This is a genomic window from Pseudomonas sp. 24 E 13 (genome assembly GCF_900004715.1).
GTDB lineage: Bacteria > Pseudomonadota > Gammaproteobacteria > Pseudomonadales > Pseudomonadaceae > Aquipseudomonas > Aquipseudomonas orientalis_A.
In genome coordinates this window covers 112,894-131,375 of sequence record NZ_CVTO01000156.1, presented here as the reverse complement: position 1 = coordinate 131,375, position 18,482 = coordinate 112,894, and the positions used below count along the sequence as shown (strand labels likewise).

Sequence of the window (18,482 nt, the reverse complement as noted above, 5' to 3'; positions counted from 1 at the left end):
GTGGTTTAACGGGGCGCCTGAGATCAAAAGCAGATCAAGAGCGACTCGCTTCGCATCGTGGTTACGGTTGAGGCTACAGCGTTGTGCTAGACCGCCGGCGGCTGGAGCGCAGCGGCCCTGCGCTGGTCCAGTTGCCGATTGAACTCCAGCCACGCGGCAAACAAGATCATCACGGCGGCCCCCACCAGCGCGGTGAATACCTGCATGACGAAGGTATCGCCGGTCAGCGCGTTGACCATGTCCGCCAACGGCGCCAGGACCACGCCCAGGCAAAATACTTCCAGGGAGTAGCGCCCCATTCGCGCCAGTTGCCGTGCCAGCCACTGTTGCGTCCAGCCGACACCGGGGAGCAATTTCGCGGTGACATAGGCCAGCGCCAGGAAGTGCAGCAAGCGCACGGGGGACAGGTCGGTCTTGCTGATGGGGTACAGCCATTCGCCGATCAGGCGCGGCATCCACGCATCGTGAACGTCGGGCCAGCGCCACGACAGGGTGATCACGCACGCCGTCACCACATAAGCCGCCGCCGCGATGAACAACGGTTGACGCAGCAGCGGGCGCTGTTCAACCGGGCGCGCCGCACGCAAGGCCGCTGCGCCGCCAAGGATAAACAGGCATTGCCAGGTGATCGGGTTGAAATACCACACCCCGCCGTTGCTGGCCGGCAGGTTCCAGCCCTGCCAGGGCGCCAGCAGGTAGACCGTCACAGAAATGGCCACTGCCACCCTCGGCACACGCAACAGCAAGGGCAGCGTGAGGGGCAGGCTGAGAATCAACACGATATACAGCGGCAACGGGTCGGTCAGGTTGGGTTTGAAGCGCAGCAGCAACTCATCGACCAGGGCCTGCTGGGTATTGTTGAGGAAATACTCCAGGCCCATCTCCTGCACCAGGTCACGGGTTTCGATATGGCTGTTGGCGAAAATCACGATGCCCATCAACAGCGCCAGCAGGAAAATATGCACCACGTAGAGCGTCCACACCCGGCGCAGGATTTTCAGGCAGGCAATGAAGTAGCCATCGCGCTGCAGGATCTTGCCGTACGCCAGCACCGCCGCGTAGCCGGCCAGGAAGACGAAGATTTCGGCGGCGTCACTGAACCCGAAGTTCTGCACGGTGACATTGGCCAAGGGGTTGTGGGGCACGTGATCCCAGAATATGAAGATCAACGCCAGGCCCCGAAAAAAATCGATGCGCGGGTCGCGTCCGTTCAGCATGGCTGCGGGCTCTTGAACAAGTTGTTGAATGTAGATTAGCGAGCGCGGGCGTTTTCGTATGCGCGCGTCGGGCGGGCGCAGGTTGGCGGTATTTGTAGGCAATTGCAAAGGCTGGGTATTACCGAATGTCTCGACGGCCTGCCCGGCGTCCGGGCAGGCATTTACTGGAGGAATCAGGCAGCGGCCACCTCATGCGGCTCAAAGCTGTCCGCCCGCGCCATCTGCCACATCCGCGAATAGAACTCGCCGTTCACCTCGCCGGTGAGCAACTCGCCCGGCTTGAGGAACACATGCAACTGCGAGAACAATTTGATCTCGGTTGCCGACATGCGGCGCACCAAGTGCTTGGCCGACAGCTGCGACGGATGATCAAGCCCGGCGGCGGCGAGCATTTCCGCCAGGGCATGCAGGGTGTTGCGGTGAAAGTTGAATACCCGCTGGGCCTTGTCCGGTACCACCAGCGCTCGTTGGCGCAGCGGGTCTTGGGTCGCCACGCCGGTCGGGCATTTGTTGGTGTGACAGGACTGCGACTGGATGCAGCCGATGGCGAACATGAAGCCGCGCGCCGAATTGGCCCAATCGGCGCCGATGGCCAGCACACTGGCGATGTCGAAGGCACTGACGATCTTGCCGCTGGCGCCGAGCTTGATCTTGTCGCGCAGGTTCAGGCCCACCAGCGTGTTGTGCACGAACAGCAGGCCCTCGCGCAGGGGCACGCCAATGTGGTCGGTGAACTCCACGGGTGCGGCGCCGGTACCGCCTTCCTTGCCGTCGACCACGATAAAGTCCGGCAGGATGCCGGTTTCGAGCATGGCCTTGGCAATGCCCATGAATTCCCACGGGTGGCCCAGGCAGAACTTGAAACCCACCGGCTTGCCGCCGGACAGCTCACGCAGTTGGGCGATGAAGTGCATCAGCTCGATGGGCGTGGAAAATGCACTGTGGCGCGACGGTGAAATACAGTCTTCGCCCATCAGGATGCCACGGGTGTCGGCGATTTCCCGGGTGACTTTGTGCTTGGGCAAAATCCCGCCATGACCGGGCTTGGCGCCCTGACTCATCTTGATTTCGATCATGCGTACTTGCGGGTCCTGCGCTTGCACGGCGAAGCGTTGCGGGTCGAAACGGCCGTCGCTGGTGCGACAGCCGAAGTAGCCGCTGCCCAGTTCCCACGTCAGGTCGCCGCCGTTTTCGCGGTGGTAGGGGCTGATGCTGCCTTCGCCGGTGTCATGGGCGAAATTGCCCAGTTTGGCGCCCTGGTTCAGCGCCCGGATCGCATTGGCACTGAGCGAGCCGAAGCTCATCGCCGAAATATTGAACACCGACGCCGAGTACGGCTGTGTGCACTGCGGGCCACCGACCATCACGCGAAAGGCGCTGGGGTCGCTCAACGGTGCGGGCCGCATGGAGTGGCCGATGAACTCGAAGCCCGCCTGATACACATCGATCAAGGTGCCGAAAGGTTTGTCGGCGGTTTCGTTCTTGGCGCGCGAATACACCAGCGAGCGCTGTGCTCGGGAAAAGGGCAGGGCATCGCTGTCGGATTCGAGCAGGTACTGGCGAATTTCCGGGCGGATGGCTTCCACCAGATAACGAATGTTGCCCAGGATCGGGTAGTTGCGGCGCACGGCGTGGGGACTTTGCAGCAGGTCGAAAATGCCGATCAGGCTGAGGAGCCCGGTGACCAGCGTGACGGGCCACAGCCATTCGTGTTGGATAAAGGGCAGGCTGCCCAGAGTGAATATGACGCATGCGGCAAAGAACGCGTAACGGCTTAGTAACGACAGGCTCATACGGTTTTTTCCTTGGTTCGGACTCTTCAGGTCGATCCGGCATTCTGCGCCCGTATCCAAACACGCGACAAGGATTGAAGGCCCTGTCGCGGCAGGCGCACGCCATGGAACCGTTGGCTGAAAGGTAGCCACTATCGGTGCAGGACGCCCGCTTTCCCCTGCCTCTGGAGTCATCGCTCATGCCGATCTCGTCTGCTGTTTCCGGCCATTCCATTATCAATCAAGGCCTGCCCCCCGCAGGCGGCCGTGAACAGCCTGTCGCCCAGCCCGGGCAGCGGGTCGGGGCCGCTCGGCACGAGGCTTCCCACGTCAACCGCGACGGCACTCAACCGGGAAAGCTTCAGCGGTTCGCCGCCGAGGCCGGCAAGAACCTGTGGTTTATCCCTGGCATGAGTAACGTGTTGCTGGGCATTGCAAAGGCCAAGTCCAATGGCGAGAGCGCTGTCAGTGGCGCACTGGCCGGGTTCAACAAGACCTGTACAGATGGCTTTGACCAGGCGCTGGTCGGCGCGGCCACTGGGGACTACAAGGCCGTCGCCAAAGGCTACTTCGACGCGGTGAGAAAGAACGAGGCCACGCCGGGCTCCGTCAAAACCGGCTTGCACGAGGTGTCGGATGCCGTGGGCCTGGCTACCGCGTTGCGCGCCGGAAAGTCGTGACAACGGTTTTATCGGCCACTGCGGGACGCTCCTCACAGGCCGCTCTGGTTCCCAAAGCGGCTGTTTTTGACTGTTTTTCCAGACCGCTCGTCGCCGTATATCCGTGTCAGTTGAATATTCAAGAAAGCCATGTAAAGTCAGTCATTAACGAATAACGTTAAGCATTAAGCGATGATAAGAAGCTTCAAATGCGCTGACACACGAACCCTTTTTGAAACCGGCCGAACCCGGCGTTGTGCCATCGTTTCTGTGGCGGAACGAAAGTTGAGCATGCTTGATGCTGCAGTTGACCTCGCCGATTTGCGGTCACCGCCAGGAAACAGGTTGGAACAGTTGTATGGTGACAGAGAAGGGCAGCACAGTATCCGAATCAATGGTCAGTTCCGGGTCTGTTTCGTTTGGGGGCCTAATGGTCCGGAAAACGTTGAAATTGTGGATTACCACTGAGGTGAATCATGTTTAAGAATGGCATGCGTCCCGTACATCCTGGAGAAATTCTCAAGGAAGAATACTTGGAGCCGCTGGGCCTGACTGCGGCAGCGCTCGCGAGGGCGCTGCACGTATCCGCGCCCACGGTGAATGACATCGTATTGATGCGTCGCAGTATCAGCGCAGATGTCGCGTTGCGTTTGGCGGCTGCACTGGAAACATCCGCGCAGTTCTGGCTGAACTTGCAGACCGCCTATGATTTGCGTACTACGGAAATTGCCAAGGGCGCTCAGATCTGCAAGGAAGTCGAGAAAGTTGCGCATTGCGCATGATGCGATAGCCGTGTCAATTCAAGACCGGTGAGCAGTCCGGTTTTTTGGCGGCGTGCCCTGCGCCGCCGTCTGCCGGATCGGCAGCACCACACGAAACGTCGTTCCCTTGCCCAGCTCACTGCTGACCGAGATATTCCCCCGGTGTTTCTTGACGATGCCGTAGGACAGTGACAGCCCCAGCCCGGTGCCTTCGCCCACCGGCTTGGTGGTGAAGAACGGGTCGAAAATCTTCTGTACGGTGTCGGCGGCAATGCCGCAGCCGTTGTCCGTCACTTGCAGCCAGACCGTGTCGCCGTCCACGCCGTTGCTGATGGTGATGGTGCCGCGCTCCGGCCCCATGGCCTGGGCGGCGTTGATCACCAGGTTCATCACCACCTGGTTGAGCTGCGATGCCAGGCATTCGATGTCCGGCAGTGGCGTGTAGTGCTTGATCACATCGGCCTTGTACTTGAGTTCGCTGGCGACGATGTTCAGCGTCGAATCGATGCCGTGTTGCAGGTTGGCGAACTGCCACGTCTGGTCGTTATCCACCCGCGAGAAGTTTTTCAGGTCCTTGACGATCTGTACCACGCGGCCAATGCCATCCTTGGACTCACGGATCAGCAGCGGAATGTCCTCCTTGAGAAAATCCAGTTCCAGCTCTGCGCGCAATGCATCGAGCCGGTCGCGCGGGTTCTGCTGCGGGATCAACGCTTCGCTGTGTCGATAAGCTTCGAGCATCTGTTGCAGCTGGTTGAAGTAGCGCTCGAGGGTGCTGAGGTTGGATGAAATGAAGCCCATCGGGTTGTTGATCTCATGGGCGACGCCGGCGGCGAGTTGCCCCAATGAGGCGAGCTTTTCGGACTGCACCAGTTGGCTTTCCAGGTGCTTGCGCTCGTTGATTTCCAGTTGCAACGCCTGGGTGCGTTGCTCCACCAATTGCTCCAGGGTTTCGTTGGCCGACTGCAAGGCACGGTTGACGCGGTTGATCTCGGCGAAACTGCGCTGCAGGCGCACGGCCAGGTAAAGCAACAGCACCACCAGTAACGTCGAGAACACTAAAAGGTAGCGATGGTATCGATGTTCAACGAGGTCGGCGGCCTGCTGGTCCTGATTGAGGTGGGTGGTCAGCGCGTCGAGGCGCTCGGCCACGGGCACGGCGGCAATCCGCTCGAGCAGGCTGTTGACCACCGGCTGTTCGCGCAGGATCAGCGAAATATGGTTGCTGAGGGTATCCACCGGCGCCTGGAACTCACTGGGCAGGCTTTGTTTGTTGATCGCCAGTTTGCCCAGGCCCACCAGGATATCGGCGGCGCGCTCTTCGCTGGTGACCTGGGCGAACTCCAGGCTGCTGAGCAGCAGGTCGTAGGTGTCGGTGGCCACGTCCTGCAACTGCAGCCGGCGTTCATCGTCAATGCTGTTGAATTGGGCCTGGATGTCATCTTCGACGGTTGGCAAAAACGCCAGTGAGTTGCGCAGCACGGCGTTGTGGGTTTTGAACTGGTCCACCAGCCGGGCTTTTTCCTGGATGGCCGCCTGATAGGCCGCCTGGCCGGCTTGCCAGCCCGACAGGTCGGTAGCACCGTGGTCGGTAGCGCGGCTCTCAAGTTCCGCCCAGAGGCGGGTCATCTCCGTCAGCGGCATGACCAGGGGGTCGTAGTCGTGAGTGATTGCGATACGGGCCTTGAGCACTTCGCTGTCCCACTGCGCATTGAGCTGCTGGAGCTGGCGGATCAGGTCCCGCGACTGGGTATAGATGGCGGTTTGGTCGCGGGACGACTTGAGGTACAAAAACACCAGGGTGGAGGCGAGGAACAGCGTCATCAGGCCCAGCAATAGTTGGCTGGCGCGGCGGCGATACAGGCGTGTCAGGCGTTTCATAACGGCTTGCCCGCCCATTCGCCGGTCAGGGTCTTGAGAAATTGGATAATCAGGTCCTTGTCTTCCTGGGTCGGATTACGCCCCAGTTGGTACTTGAACATCACATCGACCGCTTCTTCCAGCGTGCTGGCCGACGCGTCGTGAAAATACGGTGCGGTAACGGCCACATTGCGCAGGCTGGGCACCTTGAACACGTAACGGTCGTCTTCGTTCCGGGTCTGCAGGTAACGTCCGAGGTCGGACGCCAGCGGATTACCGCGCGCCTTGAAGTAGTCGCCCATCACACCGAATTTCTGGAACATGTTGCCGCCGATATTCACGCCCTGGTGGCAGGCGATGCAGCCGTAATCCTTGAAGCGCTGGTAGCCGTACTTTTCCTGGGTGGTCAGTATCTCGGTGTTACCTTGCAGATACTGATCGAATCGCGAATTGGGCGTCAGCAAGGTGCGCTCGTAAGTCGCCAGTGCGTTTTGCACATTGGCGGCGCTGATGCCGTCGGGGTACGCCTGCCTGAATGCGCGCTGGTAGGCGGGCAGGGCAGAGAGGTTGCGCACCACGGTCTGCCAATCGCTGCCCATTTCCAGCGGGCTGGTCACGACCTGTTCGACCTGGGCCTGCAGCGTGTCCACCCGACCATCCCAGAACTGCTTGAAGTTCAGGCTGGCGTTGAACACCGAAGGGGTGTTCAACGCCACCGGTTTGCCGTCAACGCCGAGGGAGAACGGTTTGTCATCGGCACCGCCGGCTTCCAGCCGGTGGCAGCTTGCACAGGAGAACTGGTTGTTGGCCGACAGGCGCGGCTCGTTGAACAACTGGCGACCCAGCTCCACCCTGGCCGGGTCCAGCGCCGGTGCCGTCGGCAAAGGTTTGAGCGCCTCGTTCAGCGGTGCGGCCGCCAGCGGCGCGGCGATGCCCAGGCACCACGCGAAAACAAAGCCTGGGAAAGCGATTGAAACGTTGCTCAAGCGAGCACTCCTTGCGGCCCGGGGCCTGGTGATTGGCGTCGGTAGCGTGCTGCCCACCTTCGCCCATGCTGGCGACTTGCCCTGACAGCATAGCCGAGCTCGCTTGATATCGACGGTGAGTTGGCGTCAAATCAACAACGCTTTCGCGCGCTCGGCCTGGACAGGCCCGGCACACCGGTTCCATCGAGCTTAATTTGATTTAATTTGAAGGCAGAGTCGCCATGGATGAACCACTCGCTACCAAGCCTGCCGTTTTGCTGGTTGACGATGAAGAGTCGATCCTCAACAGCCTGCGCCGCCTGTTGCGCAGCCAGCCCTATGACGTCGTGCTGGCCACCGGCGGTGCCCAGGCGCTGGAGATCATGGCGACCCGGCCCATCGACCTGGTGATGAGCGATGCGCGCATGCCCGGTATGGACGGGGCCACACTGTTGGCCGAGGTCCACCGTCTGTACCCGGGCACCCGCCGCATTCTGCTCACCGGTTATGCCGACTTGAGCACCATCGTCAAGGCGATCAACGACGGCCAGATTCACCGCTACATCAGCAAGCCCTGGAATGACGAAGAGTTGCAGTTGATCCTGCAGCAAACCCTCGAACACCAGCGGCTCGAGCGTCTCACCCATGCGCAGAACGACCAGCTCAAGGCGCTCAACGCCACGCTGGAAAAACGCGTGACGGCGCGCACCGCCGAGTTGCAACAGACCGCCGACATGCTCGACCTGGCCTACGACGAGCTCAAGCGCAGCTACGTGACCGGTACCGAAGTGTTTTCCCTGCTGGCCAACCTGCGCTTGCCCAAAGACAAGCAGACCAACCGCGCGTTGATCGAATTGGTCCGCGTGTACTGCACCACCCAATCCATCGATGAAGCCGACACGCGCGACCTGACCATGGCCGCCGCGCTTTACAACATCGGCAAGTTGAGCTGGAACGACAGCATGATGGTTGCGCCCTCGGACAGGCTGCACAGCACCGACCGTGAGCTGTATCGCGAATACCCGACCCAGAGCGAGTCGTTGCTGATGACCCTGGAGCCGATGAAGGACGCGGCGCGCATCATTCGGCATCACCAGGAGCGTTGGGACGGCTCGGGGTTTCCCGACCACCTCAAGGGCGACGCGATCCCGCCGGGTTCGCGGCTGTTGAAGTTGGCCGTGGACTTCATCGAGCTGCAAAAGGGCCTGATCCTGGAGCGGCACCTGAACAGCGACGAAGCGCTGCTGTATATCCGCAGGTACGCCGGGCGCCTGTATGACCCGCAATTGGTCGAGGATTTTGTCCAGGCCTGCGCCACCTTTCTCAGCGATGTGACACTGGGTGATCCCACAGTCAAAGTCCTCACCACGCGCGAACTGGAGGACGGTATGGTGCTGGCGCGCAACCTCAATGCCGACAATGGCATGTTATTGCTCAACGCCGGCAAGGTGCTGAACCTGCCGCTGGTGGACAAACTGATCGCATTCGAGGCGATGGAGGGGGCAAAATACAGCGTATTTATCAAGCAACCTGACGAGATAACCCTTCCTACATGAGCCACTCAACCATTCGCATCGCCGCCGCCGTCCTGATCGATAAAGAGGGCCAAACGTTGCTGGTGCGCAAGCGCGGGACGTTGGCCTTCATGCAACCGGGCGGCAAGATCGACCCTGGCGAGCAGGCCGTGGAGGCGCTCGCCCGTGAGCTGCATGAAGAACTGAACCTGCACATCGACCCGGCACAAGCGCTGTACCTCGGCCAGTTCTCGGCGCCCGCCGCCAACGAACCGGGCTTCACCGTGCAGGCCGAGCTGTTCCAGTTGCACATCGACGTGGCGGTCACTCCGGCCGCGGAAATTGAAGAAATACGCTGGATCGATCCAGCAGGCGACGGTGGTCTGCACCTGGCGCCTCTGACGCGCGATTTGATCCTGCCGTTCTATCGCGACTCGCTGGCTGGCGCGTGATGATTCGCCCGCTGGACGCCGACGATGCGCAAGCCTATCGCGCGTTGATGCTTGAGGCTTACGACACTTATCCCCAGGCGTTCACCTCCAGCGTTGCCGAGCGCGCAGCGATGCCGTTGAGCTGGTGGGAAAAGCGCCTCGACAGCCCGCTGGATCGACTGCTCGGCGCCTTCGAGGGCGATCAACTGGCGGGTATTGTCGGGTTGGCATTCGAGCCTCGGGAAAAGGCGCGGCACAAAGTGACCCTGTTCGGCATGTACGTGACCCAGGCTTACCAGCAAAGAGGCCTGGGCCGGCAGCTGGTAGAGGCGGCGCTGGTGGAAGCGCGCCGGCATCCGCGCCTGAAGTTGATCCAGCTGACGGTGACTGCCGGCAACGAGGCAGCGCTTGCGCTCTACCAGCGCTGCGGTTTCATCCAGTACGGCCTGGAGCCGCTGGCGGTGCGGGTGGGGGATGAGTATTTCGACAAGATCCACCTGTGGCGCGAATTGACCGATCACTGATCTCCATGGTGGGAGCGAGCTTGCTCGCGAAAAACTCATAGGCACCGCGTTCATTCAGGAAGCACGCGTTATCGTTGACGTTTTTCGCGAGCAAGCTCGCTCCTGCAAAAGGCCTGGCGGCGCTCAGCGCACTGCACTGACCCCATCCAGGGTGGAAAACGACGTGTCCTTGGCCGTCAGCAAAAAGTCGCGCATGTACGGCGCATCCAGCATGTCCTCCCGAATCCCCGCATACAGCGTGGCGAACAAACCTTTCTCGCCCAGCCGCTTGGCCTTCACATACCCGCGCGAGCTGTATTCATGCAGCGCCCAGTGCGGCATGCCGCACACGCCACGGCCGCTGGCCACCAATTGCATCATCATCACCGTCAGCTCCGAGGTGCGTACCTGAGCGGGCTCGACGTCGGCCGGTTCCAGGAAGCGCGTGAAGATGTCCAGGCGGTCACGTTCCACCGGGTAGGTGATCAGGGTTTCCGTCAGCAGGTCTTCGGGCACGATGTACGCCTTGTTTGCCAGCGCGTGCTGGTTGGCCACGGCCAGCATGGCTTCGTAGGTGAACAGCGGCACATAGGAGATACCCGGCAGTTCCAGCGGGTCGGAAGTCACCACCAGGTCCAGGTCGCCACGCGCCAGTGCCGGCAATGGCGCGAAGGCAAAGCCGGAGGCGAGGTCCAGCTCGACCTCCGGCCAGGCATCGCGGAACTGGTCGATGGTCGGCATCAACCACTGGAAGCAGCTGTGGCATTCGATGGCCATGTGCAGGCGTCCAGCCGTACCGCCAGCCAGCCGCGCGATGTCGCGTTCGGCGCCGCGCAGCAAGGGCAGGGTCGCGTCCGCCAGTTGCAGCAGGCGCAGGCCGGCGCTGGTGAAGCGCACGGGCTTGGTCTTGCGCGCGAATAACTGCATGCCCAGGCGCTCTTCCAGCTCCTTGAATTGGTGGGACAGCGCGGACTGGGTCAGGTGCAGGCGCTCGGCGGCCTCCACCAGGCTGTCGGCTTCGCGCAAGGCGTGCAGGGTTTTGAGGTGGCGGATTTCGAGCACGGTGGTCTCCATGAATTAAATTTATGCGCAATGATAAGACATTGAGCCGTATTCATGTTGGCCCTCGCGCCATTCGGTTCACCCCAGTGGTTGGAAGTGCGCGCGTGCAAAGGACTTGTCAATATTGCCGCGCCAGATGGCCGTGTCCGCAAAGGCCGCTCCGGCACCCGCTCTAGCGGCTTGCCATTTCATGCCCAGGTACTGTTGATCGTGGCGCTTCAAATGTGCCTTGGAGAAACCGTCGAAAGGTGAATGCTGCGCGTCATAGTGAAAATGCGCGTACCAGATCGGTTTGTCGGCCGGCCCCTGTTTGCCGGTGTCGTACACCTCATACTCCTGCAGATAGTCGTCTTGCCCATCCGGGCGTTTATCCCTGAGCTTCTGGCGGGGGCCTTTCTTTCGAATCACGACTCGGCCCTTGCTGATCAGGTAATCCAGATAGCCTTCGGTTGGGGTTCTGCTTTCCAGGCTGCGCTGGACCCTCAGGCCTTCCCCGGCCTGCTCAAGTGCGCTGGCGCGGGTACGCAGTTGTTCGATAATCGGGTGCTCGGCGGCCAGGCGTTGCACGTTGTCGGCGCGGGACCTGAGCTCTTTGGCTTCGGTGACCAGCCTGTGCTCGAGGTTGACCGGCTCCATGGTCTTGTAGCTTCGGACATGGTTTTCGAAGGTGTCCGCTGCCCTCAAGCGCGCCTGGGCATTTGCGACGACGCCGTTGATGTCGGTCGGCAGCGGCAGCGGGGCGGTTACCGGGCGGCTCTGGAGGGTGTTTAAGCGATAGGTGTTGCCATCGCCTATCTTGTCCCAGATTTCAACGGGCGCGCCGTCTGCGTCGCTGATGATGAACTGCCTGGGGGACTGTTGCCCCGCCGGTTTTTCGGTGCCGATCAATAATTGCCCGTCTTCGGTTTCGAAGATGGCGTGCGTGGCGGTCGGCTTTGGCTCGGAGGCGGGTTTCTTGATTGCACGTTGAGCTTTTCGAATCAGGCGTTCAAGGTCGTCTTGCAGGCGCGTGAGAAAGCTTTTGTCAAAATGGTTCGGCGAGCTTGCGTTCCAGGCGCTCAGGTCACGGGACAGTTCTTCGTAGACGTTCATGCAGTTGTGCAATACCCGGTTGCGTTCTACCCGGCTGATATTGGCCTCGTTGAGGGTCATGTGCGTGGTCAACGCACGGTCGAACCTGCTCCTGGATTGATGCACGGCGACCTCCTGGAACAGCCAGTCAATGGTCATCGTTTCCGTGCGCAGGGTGAGCGCCTGCATGAGATTACTGCTTCTCATGCTGGCCAGGCGCAAGTCGGTAAACCGGTGTTTCCAGGCATTCAAGTAGGAGGAGATCTCCGTGCGTGTGTGTCTGACGGTGATGTGTTTGACCCACTGGCCCATGTCTTTCATCGAGCGCTCTATCGTGTCCAGCTCGTCCAGCGAGTCCAGGCGACACTGTCTGATTTCACGGGTCAGTGCTTGACGTACGCCTGGGGCATGAGATGAATCGTTCAGTTGGCCGGTGATCTCGATTGTCCGGTCAATAAGAACGCTGGCCCGGTCTTTCGCGTTTTGGATCAGATGGTTCAAGCGGTCCGCTACGATGTGCGCTGTTCTGTTCAGTTCCTCGGCATAGTCGAGGTCGCGAATATGCACGTGCTGTTGCTTGGCCGTTTCGAACGACGCGTGCATTTTCTTGCCGTTATCAATGTCCCTGGTCAGCGCGATGTCCAGGTTTTTACTGTCCACCAGTTTTTGCGGGGCTATGGCGGACTGGTCCGGATAGTCGCTGGTGAATTTCTTGAGGTGGTGGGTGGTCGTGGTGACCTGGCCATAAAAGTCACGCGCCTGGTTTTGCAGTGACTGGCCCAGATCAAGGCGCTGCATGTTGACCTCAAGTGCCGCTGCAGGCAGTTGCCGGGCGACAGCCGCCGGGACGTTCGCCTGTGCCCGCGACGCGCCACGTCGTGTACGCCGGCTGCCGCCGCCATAACCGGTGAGGTGGCCGCCATGCAGGGCCCCATAGGTATCCCATTGCAGGGCCTGATCCAGGGCAATGGCCGGAGAGTAATACTTGCCCTGGGCAACCAATCGCATTTCGTGGGTGGTGGCGTCGAACCGGACCTTGAAAGGGCGACCTTCACTCAGGATGTAATGCTCGCCTGAGGTATGGCGCAGGGTGTGGCGATAGGGCCCGGTCTGGACCGGTTGCAGGCTGCCGGCCTCAAGGATGCCGGGGTGTTCATAGCCGGCAAAGCGTTGTCGGGCAGTCGCGCCCTGGCGTGACTTCAAGGCTCGCCAGACGCTGAGGCCGACGCCCTGTTTAAGTTGGTGGGCGGCATTCAGTTGCCGCGCCGCGCTGCCACGCGCGTTGGGTGCAGCGGCAATCGCCAGCGCATCCATGGCCGCATACACCAGGCATTCGAATACCGAAGCCAATTGATCGATGCCATGCGCGGTGTCACCGCGCCTGAATGCAGCGACGGCTTGATACAGGCTGGTGGTGGCGTCAGCCAGGGACACTGCCGTGCCGATAAAGGGGATGAACGACAGGGCGATTTTGATGCCGTTCAATACCTTGCCGCTCTGGAGCGCGTATTTCTCGTGGGCCAGGTCGTCGTTGGAGCGCGCCTCCTTTCGATGGGCCTCCAGCAGACGGCCCATGTGGGCGTCCAACTGGTGGGTGGCCAGCGTTGTGGTGGTTGGCCAGGGAAAACCTGCCTGAATCATCGCGTCGTAGCCTTTGACGGTGGCGTGGTCGATGCGCTGGACGTGTGCCTGCACATCGCCCTGGACCGCACGTCCCGCCACGTATTGCACCATGGTGTCGAGCCGGCACAGTTCGAACAGGGCAATGCGCGCCTGCTCGAGGCTGGCATAACTGCGCAGGTAGCGTTCGTCAGGTGCGTCGGGCAGGTAAAGCAGGGTGTTGCCCGAGTTTTGTTCTTCGATGAAGGTGATGCCCGACAGCGTGATCTGGCTTTGCTGGCGCGTATCCGCGCCGCCGGCACTGAGGTGGGCCGGTAGCAGGCGGATGCGTTTGCCGCCTGCGTTCCAGGCGGCCTGGGTGTCGGCATCGATGGCGGTCTGGAGCAGTTGCAGTGCGTCGGCGCTGATGTGGTTCTGCATGCGCGCCAACAGGCCTTGTATGTTGAGCATCAGGCGCCACGGCTCCACCAGGCATTCGCGGCGGTAGCGCTTTTGATGGATGGATTCCCCGGGGGCACCCTTGAAGGCTTCAAGGATACGGACTTCGTACTGCCTGGCCAGGTCAAGGTCGGTGACCAGATTCGCCAGATAGCGTTTTGTGACGCCTGCCTTGAGGGTGTCACGTTCCTCGGCGGCGTCGGCGGTCACTTCGACGCTCACGAACCCCAGGCGCAGGCTCAGATCGGCATCGAGGTTGCGTAGCGCCAGATCGTCCAGGGATACCTTGCTGCGACTGGCACTGGGCACGTCAATGACTTTGACCGGAGTACCCGGCGCGGAGCCGGCGATGGTGTCGCGTCGCTGCTCCACCGAGTCTGGCATCTCCAGTTGGAGCGTAAAGCCTTTTTGGATGGCGAAATCCTTGCGTATACGCGCGTCGATCTTGCGCCTCACGAACACCTCGCGTGGCGGCAGGGAGCGCTGCAGCAACGCTTGCGCACGTTTCAACGCCGGTACGTAGGCGCGCAGGAGCGTTTTGAGGGCCTCGCGTTTTTCCACGGCTTGGGCGCCCAGCCATGACGGTAGTTGTTCGGCCAGCAGTCGCGCATTGTGCTGCTCGATGAGCAACAAGTACGCTGCCTCGCGCGCCGAGTTATCGGGTATCAACAGGCCCGGCAGCGTTTGCGCACGCAGCTTTTCAAGCGCTGCGGCACGTTGTGAGGCGTGTTCATCGCCTGGCCATGCCTGACGTATACGCGCGGCCTGGTCTTCAAAGGCAAGCTGTTGGCTGCTGAGGCTATGGTCGAACGGGTTCCGGGTGAGCGTGGTGAACTGCAGGGCCAGTTGCTTATCCTGGGGTTGTATGCCGAATACGCTTTCTTCAAGGGCCTGGCGCGAATCGAAGCGCTGCAAACCGCCGTCGCTGCCAGGCCAATAAATGATATGTACGCCGTCATGGGGCCCTGGCGTCGATGCCGTCCGGGGTGGGAGCCATACCAGTGGCCCACTGAGTTCGGTACGGGTTGGCGTTGAATGGCCGGTTCGAGTAACCGACAGTGTCAGCGCGACGACGTCAGGCGCGGGGGAGGCCAAAGCGCTTTCGATCAGGTGCAGTTCGTCTTCACTGATCTGCGCCAGGGTGCGCTGGATGTGCGCCTCGATCCGCAAACCTTGCACGCGAGCCTGGTACAGCGCTGTGTAGTGCCTGTTGAGTGCGTCGAGATCCAGCGGTGCTCGATTGAGCATGGCGCGCGCCGCCGTTTCAGCGGCGTGCTGTTGCACCCTGAGGGCGTCCAATTGTTGCTTGAATGACTGCCAGCGCTCACTCGTTGGCGTGTCGCTGCCCAGCAGGTTTTCCAGCGCATGACGGTGGTGTTGCATTAAAGCCTTGCGCTGGTGGCTATCGACACCGTTGTGCAGCAGGCCGAATTGAGGGAGGTGTGCAGTGATCACGGTGTCGTCAGCCGATTCCGGCGGTGCGGGCATCGCGGCAAACAACGATCGGGTTTTACGCTGGGCATCAAGCCCGTCGACGTGTTGAAGGGCCAGGAATGCGTCGTGCAGCGGCACGTTCGCGAGCGGGCGGATAGCGTCCTGGTACTGCTCCTCGGTCAACTGCTTCAACCAGAGAGTGATGCCCATTTCCAGCGGGTTGCTGTTGACCTTGTATTCGACCCTTGCCAAAGGATCGACCTCGGTGGTGCCGAACAGCGCTTGCTGGCGGTCGAGTACCGAGCGCTCCATGGCCCCACGGCTGCTGAATGCCTGCCATGCCGGCACCTGTGTCGGCAGGTACAGCAATTGGCTGACCGGCGGTTCTGTATCGAGGCTCAATACCCAGGCGCCGGACAGGGCGATGGCGTGGGCGCCGTGGGGTTTGAGAAAAACGTGCTCGGTGTAGCGTGTTGGCGCCTGCGCCGTGGCCGGCCCTGGATAGAGCAGCGAGAACACGGGGTCCAGGACTTCGGTGTGGACCTGCCCCTCGGCGAGCGCGCGCTCGGCGCTGGCTTCGATGTGAATTCGGTACAGCTCTATGACCCGCTTGTAGCAAGTGACCGGCGAATGAGGCGCGCGCTGCGTACGCCAGTAGCGCAGCCACTGGTCATCCAGGCTTTGCTCCAGATCGAGGACTTTCAGTTCGTCGAGCAGCATGGCGACCGTGTACTGCGCCAGTGCATGGGCCGGCGGCAGGTTGACCACGCTGGCCTGCGGCATGTGCGTGGTGTCCAATGCCGGGTGTTGTTGCATGTAGAGGCAAGCATCGGTCAGGGCTATCCGGCTACGCCCCCGTTGCTCGGTGGCGGGGAACACCAGGGTCACGCGTTCACCGTCCAGTTGAAGCTGCTCGTGGAGCATCAGGTTGATCGTGCTACGCAGCGTTGGAATACCGGCCATCAGGGTGAGCAGCTCGGACCGGCAATCCTGCAGGCGTTGCGTGGCGTCCGAGAACAGAGGCGCGTCGATGGTCGGTTGCAATAATGGGTGCGTCGCTGCAGGCAGGACAATGGAAGCAAGCATGGGACTGATTCGCTCTAGAAGGCCAAAGCCCTATTAGAGGTGGACGCGTCGACCGGTCTGCTGCATATAGCTATCGACTGACCGCTGGGCACTCTTCATCAAACTGTCATCGAACTGTGGCAGCGCGCTTGAACAAAGTTCATCAGACTCGCGTTCTACTGGGGTTCTGCGTTTCGGTGTTTTTCATGCGCGTGTTGCTTTTACTGGCCGCTCTGTTGTTCGGCCTGCCGTCTTTTGCGGCTTCTCGATGTGATGTCAATGTCCCGACCCAAACGGTCGACCTGGCTCAGGTGAGCATCGCCTACCAGAGTATCGGGCGTGCGTCCGACCCTGCCTTGCTGCTGGTGATGGGCCTGGGTGGGCAGTTGATCCATTGGCCGGATGAAGTGGTGGTCGCCCTGTGCGAGCAGGGCTTCCGGGTGATCCGCTATGACAATCGCGATGTGGGCCTGTCAACCTGGCGCCAGACCCCGGCCAGTGCCAACCTGACCTTCGAAGTGCTGCGCTACAAGCTCGGCCTGCCGGTGGCGGCACCCTACACGCTGACCGACATGGCCGACGACGCGCTGGGCTTGATGGATGCGTTGCAGGTGCGGCAATTCCATGTGCTGGGCGCGAGCATGGGCGGCATGATCGCCCAGCACCTGGCGGCGATGGCGCCGCAACGGGTGGAGAGCCTGACGCTGATCATGACCAGCTCCGGCGCCGAGGGCCTGCCCGCTCCGAATGCGGCGCTGGTGCAGTTGTTGTCGCGGCGCAGCGCGCCCAATCGCGAAGTCGCCCTGGAGCAGCAAGCCGATCTGCTCGCGGCGCTGGGCAGCCCGACGGTGAAGGATGACCGCCAGGCCTTGCTGCATCAGGCGGCGTTGGCCTATGACCGCGCGTTCAACCCCGAAGGCGTGAAGCGCCAGATCATGGCGATCCTCGCCGAACCGAGCCGCGTGCCGTTGCTCAACCAATTGCGCGTGCCGACCCTGGTAGTGCACGGCACCGCCGACCCGCTGTTGCCGGTGATGCACGGCGTTCATCTGGCCGCGCATATCCAAGGCAGCCAGCTGAAATTGATTCCGGGCCTGGCCCATCGTTTTCAGGAAGCATTCAAGGCGCCGTTGCTGGCGGCGGTGCTGCCTTACCTGCAGGCCCATCGCGACGATGCGGCGCACTGGGCGCGGGTTGACGTGGGGGCGCGTTCGAAGCTGCTGTAGAGGTGGTGTATCGTGTCGCTTTGCGCCGCATTAATGCCAGCGAGGTTGTCCATCATGAGTACTCCCCTGAAAATCGATTTCATCAGCGACGTATCCTGCCCCTGGTGCATCATCGGCCTGCGCGGCCTGACCGAGGCACTTGATCAGCTTGGCGCCGAGGTGCAGGCCGAGATTCATTTCCAGCCGTTCGAGCTGAACCCGAAGATGCCCCCTGAAGGGCAGAACATCGTCGAGCACATCAGCGAGAAATACGGCTCCAGCGCCGAAGAGTCCCAGGCCAACCGCGCGCGCATACGCGACATGGGCGCCGAGCTGGGCTTTGCCTTTCGTACCGACGGCCAAAGCCGCATCTACAACACCTTCGACGCGCACCGCCTGTTGCATTGGGCCGGGCTGGAAGGTTTGCAGTACAACCTCAAGGAAGCGCTGTTCAAGGCCTACTTCACCGACGGCCAAGACCCTTCCGACCACAAAACCCTGGCGATCATCGCCCAAAGCGTTGGCCTGGCCCCCCAGCGCACCGCTGAAATTCTTGCCTCTGACGAATATGCCGCCGAGGTGCGTGAGCAGGAGAAATTGTGGTTGACCCGCGGCGTGACCTCGGTGCCGACCATCGTGTTCAACGACCAGTACGCGGTCAGCGGTGGTCAGCCGGCCGAAGCCTTTGTTGGCGCGATCCGTCAGATCATCACTGAGTCCAAAAACTAGAGCCAGACACCGATCAAAATGTGGGAGGGGGCTTGCCCCCGATGAGCATAGGTCTCCACACAACGCTGTAGCGCCCGACCGTAACCACGATGCGCAGCGAGCCGCCCTTGATCTTGATCTGCTTTTGATCTTGATCTCAGGCGCCCCGTTAAACCACGCTGGCCGAACGCAGGCTT

14 protein-coding genes are annotated in these 18,482 nt (G+C 61.3%); 8 read left to right on the top strand and 6 right to left on the bottom strand.

The window, feature by feature from the left end; genetic code table 11:
• Positions 1 to 86 precede the first annotated feature (86 nt).
• Together BFP90_RS25085 and BFP90_RS25080 are read right to left on the bottom strand one after the other, a co-directional pair.
• The gene (locus BFP90_RS25085) at positions 87 to 1,217 is read right to left on the bottom strand and encodes an OpgC family protein (protein WP_065898226.1); all 1,131 of its coding nucleotides are present in this window, start codon (positions 1,215 to 1,217) and stop codon (positions 87 to 89) included.
• A gap of 173 nt (positions 1,218 to 1,390) precedes the next feature.
• Positions 1,391 to 3,010, bottom strand: coding sequence for an FMN-binding glutamate synthase family protein (locus tag BFP90_RS25080; RefSeq protein WP_065898225.1), 1,620 nt, complete (start codon positions 3,008 to 3,010; stop codon positions 1,391 to 1,393).
• A 179-nt stretch (positions 3,011 to 3,189) separates the two neighbouring features.
• On the opposite strand from BFP90_RS25080, the gene BFP90_RS25075 reads away from it, so the two are divergent.
• The 3 genes from BFP90_RS25075 (at position 3,190) to BFP90_RS25070 (ending at position 4,430) form a co-directional block, all read left to right on the top strand.
• Positions 3,190 to 3,669, top strand: a complete 480-nt coding sequence (locus tag BFP90_RS25075) for a hypothetical protein (RefSeq protein WP_065898224.1) — start codon at positions 3,190 to 3,192, stop codon at positions 3,667 to 3,669.
• Between the two features lie 171 nt (positions 3,670 to 3,840).
• Positions 3,841 to 4,116: a type II toxin-antitoxin system RelE/ParE family toxin gene (locus BFP90_RS27830; protein WP_083203331.1), complete on the top strand. Its 276-nt coding sequence runs from the start codon at positions 3,841 to 3,843 to the stop codon at positions 4,114 to 4,116.
• An 8-nt stretch (positions 4,117 to 4,124) separates the two neighbouring features.
• The gene (locus tag BFP90_RS25070; RefSeq protein WP_065898223.1) at positions 4,125 to 4,430 is read left to right on the top strand and encodes a HigA family addiction module antitoxin; all 306 of its coding nucleotides are present in this window, start codon (positions 4,125 to 4,127) and stop codon (positions 4,428 to 4,430) included.
• Between the two features lie 18 nt (positions 4,431 to 4,448).
• Here BFP90_RS25070 and BFP90_RS25065 read toward each other — a convergent pair whose 3' ends face one another.
• On the bottom strand, positions 4,449 to 6,290 hold the full coding sequence (locus BFP90_RS25065) for a DAHL domain-containing protein (protein ID WP_256097513.1): 1,842 nt from the start codon (positions 6,288 to 6,290) through the stop codon (positions 4,449 to 4,451).
• A complete protein-coding gene (locus tag BFP90_RS25060; RefSeq protein WP_065898221.1) occupies positions 6,287 to 7,255 on the bottom strand; it encodes a cytochrome-c peroxidase in 969 nt (322 codons plus the stop codon). The genes BFP90_RS25065 and BFP90_RS25060 overlap by 4 nt, the downstream gene beginning before the upstream one ends.
• Before the next feature lie 221 nt (positions 7,256 to 7,476).
• On the opposite strand from BFP90_RS25060, the gene BFP90_RS25055 reads away from it, so the two are divergent.
• Genes BFP90_RS25055 through BFP90_RS25045 form a run of 3 tightly spaced genes read left to right on the top strand, consistent with a single transcriptional unit; the run spans position 7,477 to position 9,703 of the window.
• Positions 7,477 to 8,790: an HD domain-containing phosphohydrolase gene (locus BFP90_RS25055; protein WP_065898220.1), complete on the top strand. Its 1,314-nt coding sequence runs from the start codon at positions 7,477 to 7,479 to the stop codon at positions 8,788 to 8,790.
• The gene (locus BFP90_RS25050) at positions 8,787 to 9,200 is read left to right on the top strand and encodes an NUDIX hydrolase (RefSeq protein WP_065885970.1); all 414 of its coding nucleotides are present in this window, start codon (positions 8,787 to 8,789) and stop codon (positions 9,198 to 9,200) included. Before BFP90_RS25055 ends, BFP90_RS25050 begins: the two co-directional genes overlap by 4 nt.
• Complete coding sequence (locus BFP90_RS25045; RefSeq protein WP_065894031.1) at positions 9,197 to 9,703, top strand: GNAT family N-acetyltransferase; 507 nt, start codon at positions 9,197 to 9,199, stop codon at positions 9,701 to 9,703. The genes BFP90_RS25050 and BFP90_RS25045 overlap by 4 nt, the downstream gene beginning before the upstream one ends.
• A 123-nt stretch (positions 9,704 to 9,826) precedes the next feature.
• On the opposite strand, the gene metR is transcribed toward BFP90_RS25045, so the two are convergent.
• A complete protein-coding gene (metR, locus tag BFP90_RS25040) occupies positions 9,827 to 10,744 on the bottom strand; it encodes a transcriptional regulator MetR (protein WP_065886448.1) in 918 nt (305 codons plus the stop codon).
• Positions 10,745 to 10,822: 78 nt separating this feature from the next.
• Positions 10,823 to 16,393, bottom strand: a complete 5,571-nt coding sequence (locus BFP90_RS25035) for a dermonecrotic toxin domain-containing protein (protein WP_256097512.1) — start codon at positions 16,391 to 16,393, stop codon at positions 10,823 to 10,825.
• Positions 16,394 to 16,578: 185 nt separating this feature from the next.
• Here BFP90_RS25035 and BFP90_RS25030 point away from each other — a divergent pair, with 185 nt between their 5' ends.
• Together BFP90_RS25030 and BFP90_RS25025 are read left to right on the top strand one after the other, a co-directional pair.
• Positions 16,579 to 17,598, top strand: coding sequence for an alpha/beta fold hydrolase (locus BFP90_RS25030; RefSeq protein ID WP_065898219.1), 1,020 nt, complete (start codon positions 16,579 to 16,581; stop codon positions 17,596 to 17,598).
• 54 nt (positions 17,599 to 17,652) lie between these two features.
• A complete protein-coding gene (locus tag BFP90_RS25025) occupies positions 17,653 to 18,306 on the top strand; it encodes a DsbA family oxidoreductase (protein ID WP_065898218.1) in 654 nt (217 codons plus the stop codon).
• The last annotated feature ends 176 nt before the right edge of the window (positions 18,307 to 18,482 follow it).

Bases quoted from the DNA above. Each gene is read 5' to 3' on its own strand.
- BFP90_RS25085 (WP_065898226.1), bottom strand. From the start codon at position 1,217: ATGCTGAACGGACGCGACCCGCGCATCGATTTTTTTCGGGGCCTGGCG.
- BFP90_RS25065 (WP_256097513.1), bottom strand. From the start codon at position 6,290: ATGAAACGCCTGACACGCCTGTATCGCCGCCGCGCCAGCCAACTATTG.
- BFP90_RS25030 (WP_065898219.1), top strand. From the start codon at position 16,579: ATGCGCGTGTTGCTTTTACTGGCCGCTCTGTTGTTCGGCCTGCCGTCT.
- BFP90_RS25055 (WP_065898220.1), top strand. From the start codon at position 7,477: ATGGATGAACCACTCGCTACCAAGCCTGCCGTTTTGCTGGTTGACGAT.
- BFP90_RS25035 (WP_256097512.1), bottom strand. From the start codon at position 16,393: ATGCTTGCTTCCATTGTCCTGCCTGCAGCGACGCACCCATTATTGCAA.
- BFP90_RS25070 (WP_065898223.1), top strand. From the start codon at position 4,125: ATGTTTAAGAATGGCATGCGTCCCGTACATCCTGGAGAAATTCTCAAG.
- BFP90_RS25050 (WP_065885970.1), top strand. From the start codon at position 8,787: ATGAGCCACTCAACCATTCGCATCGCCGCCGCCGTCCTGATCGATAAA.
- BFP90_RS25025 (WP_065898218.1), top strand. From the start codon at position 17,653: ATGAGTACTCCCCTGAAAATCGATTTCATCAGCGACGTATCCTGCCCC.
- BFP90_RS27830 (WP_083203331.1), top strand. From the start codon at position 3,841: ATGATAAGAAGCTTCAAATGCGCTGACACACGAACCCTTTTTGAAACC.
- BFP90_RS25075 (WP_065898224.1), top strand. From the start codon at position 3,190: ATGCCGATCTCGTCTGCTGTTTCCGGCCATTCCATTATCAATCAAGGC.
- BFP90_RS25080 (WP_065898225.1), bottom strand. From the start codon at position 3,010: ATGAGCCTGTCGTTACTAAGCCGTTACGCGTTCTTTGCCGCATGCGTC.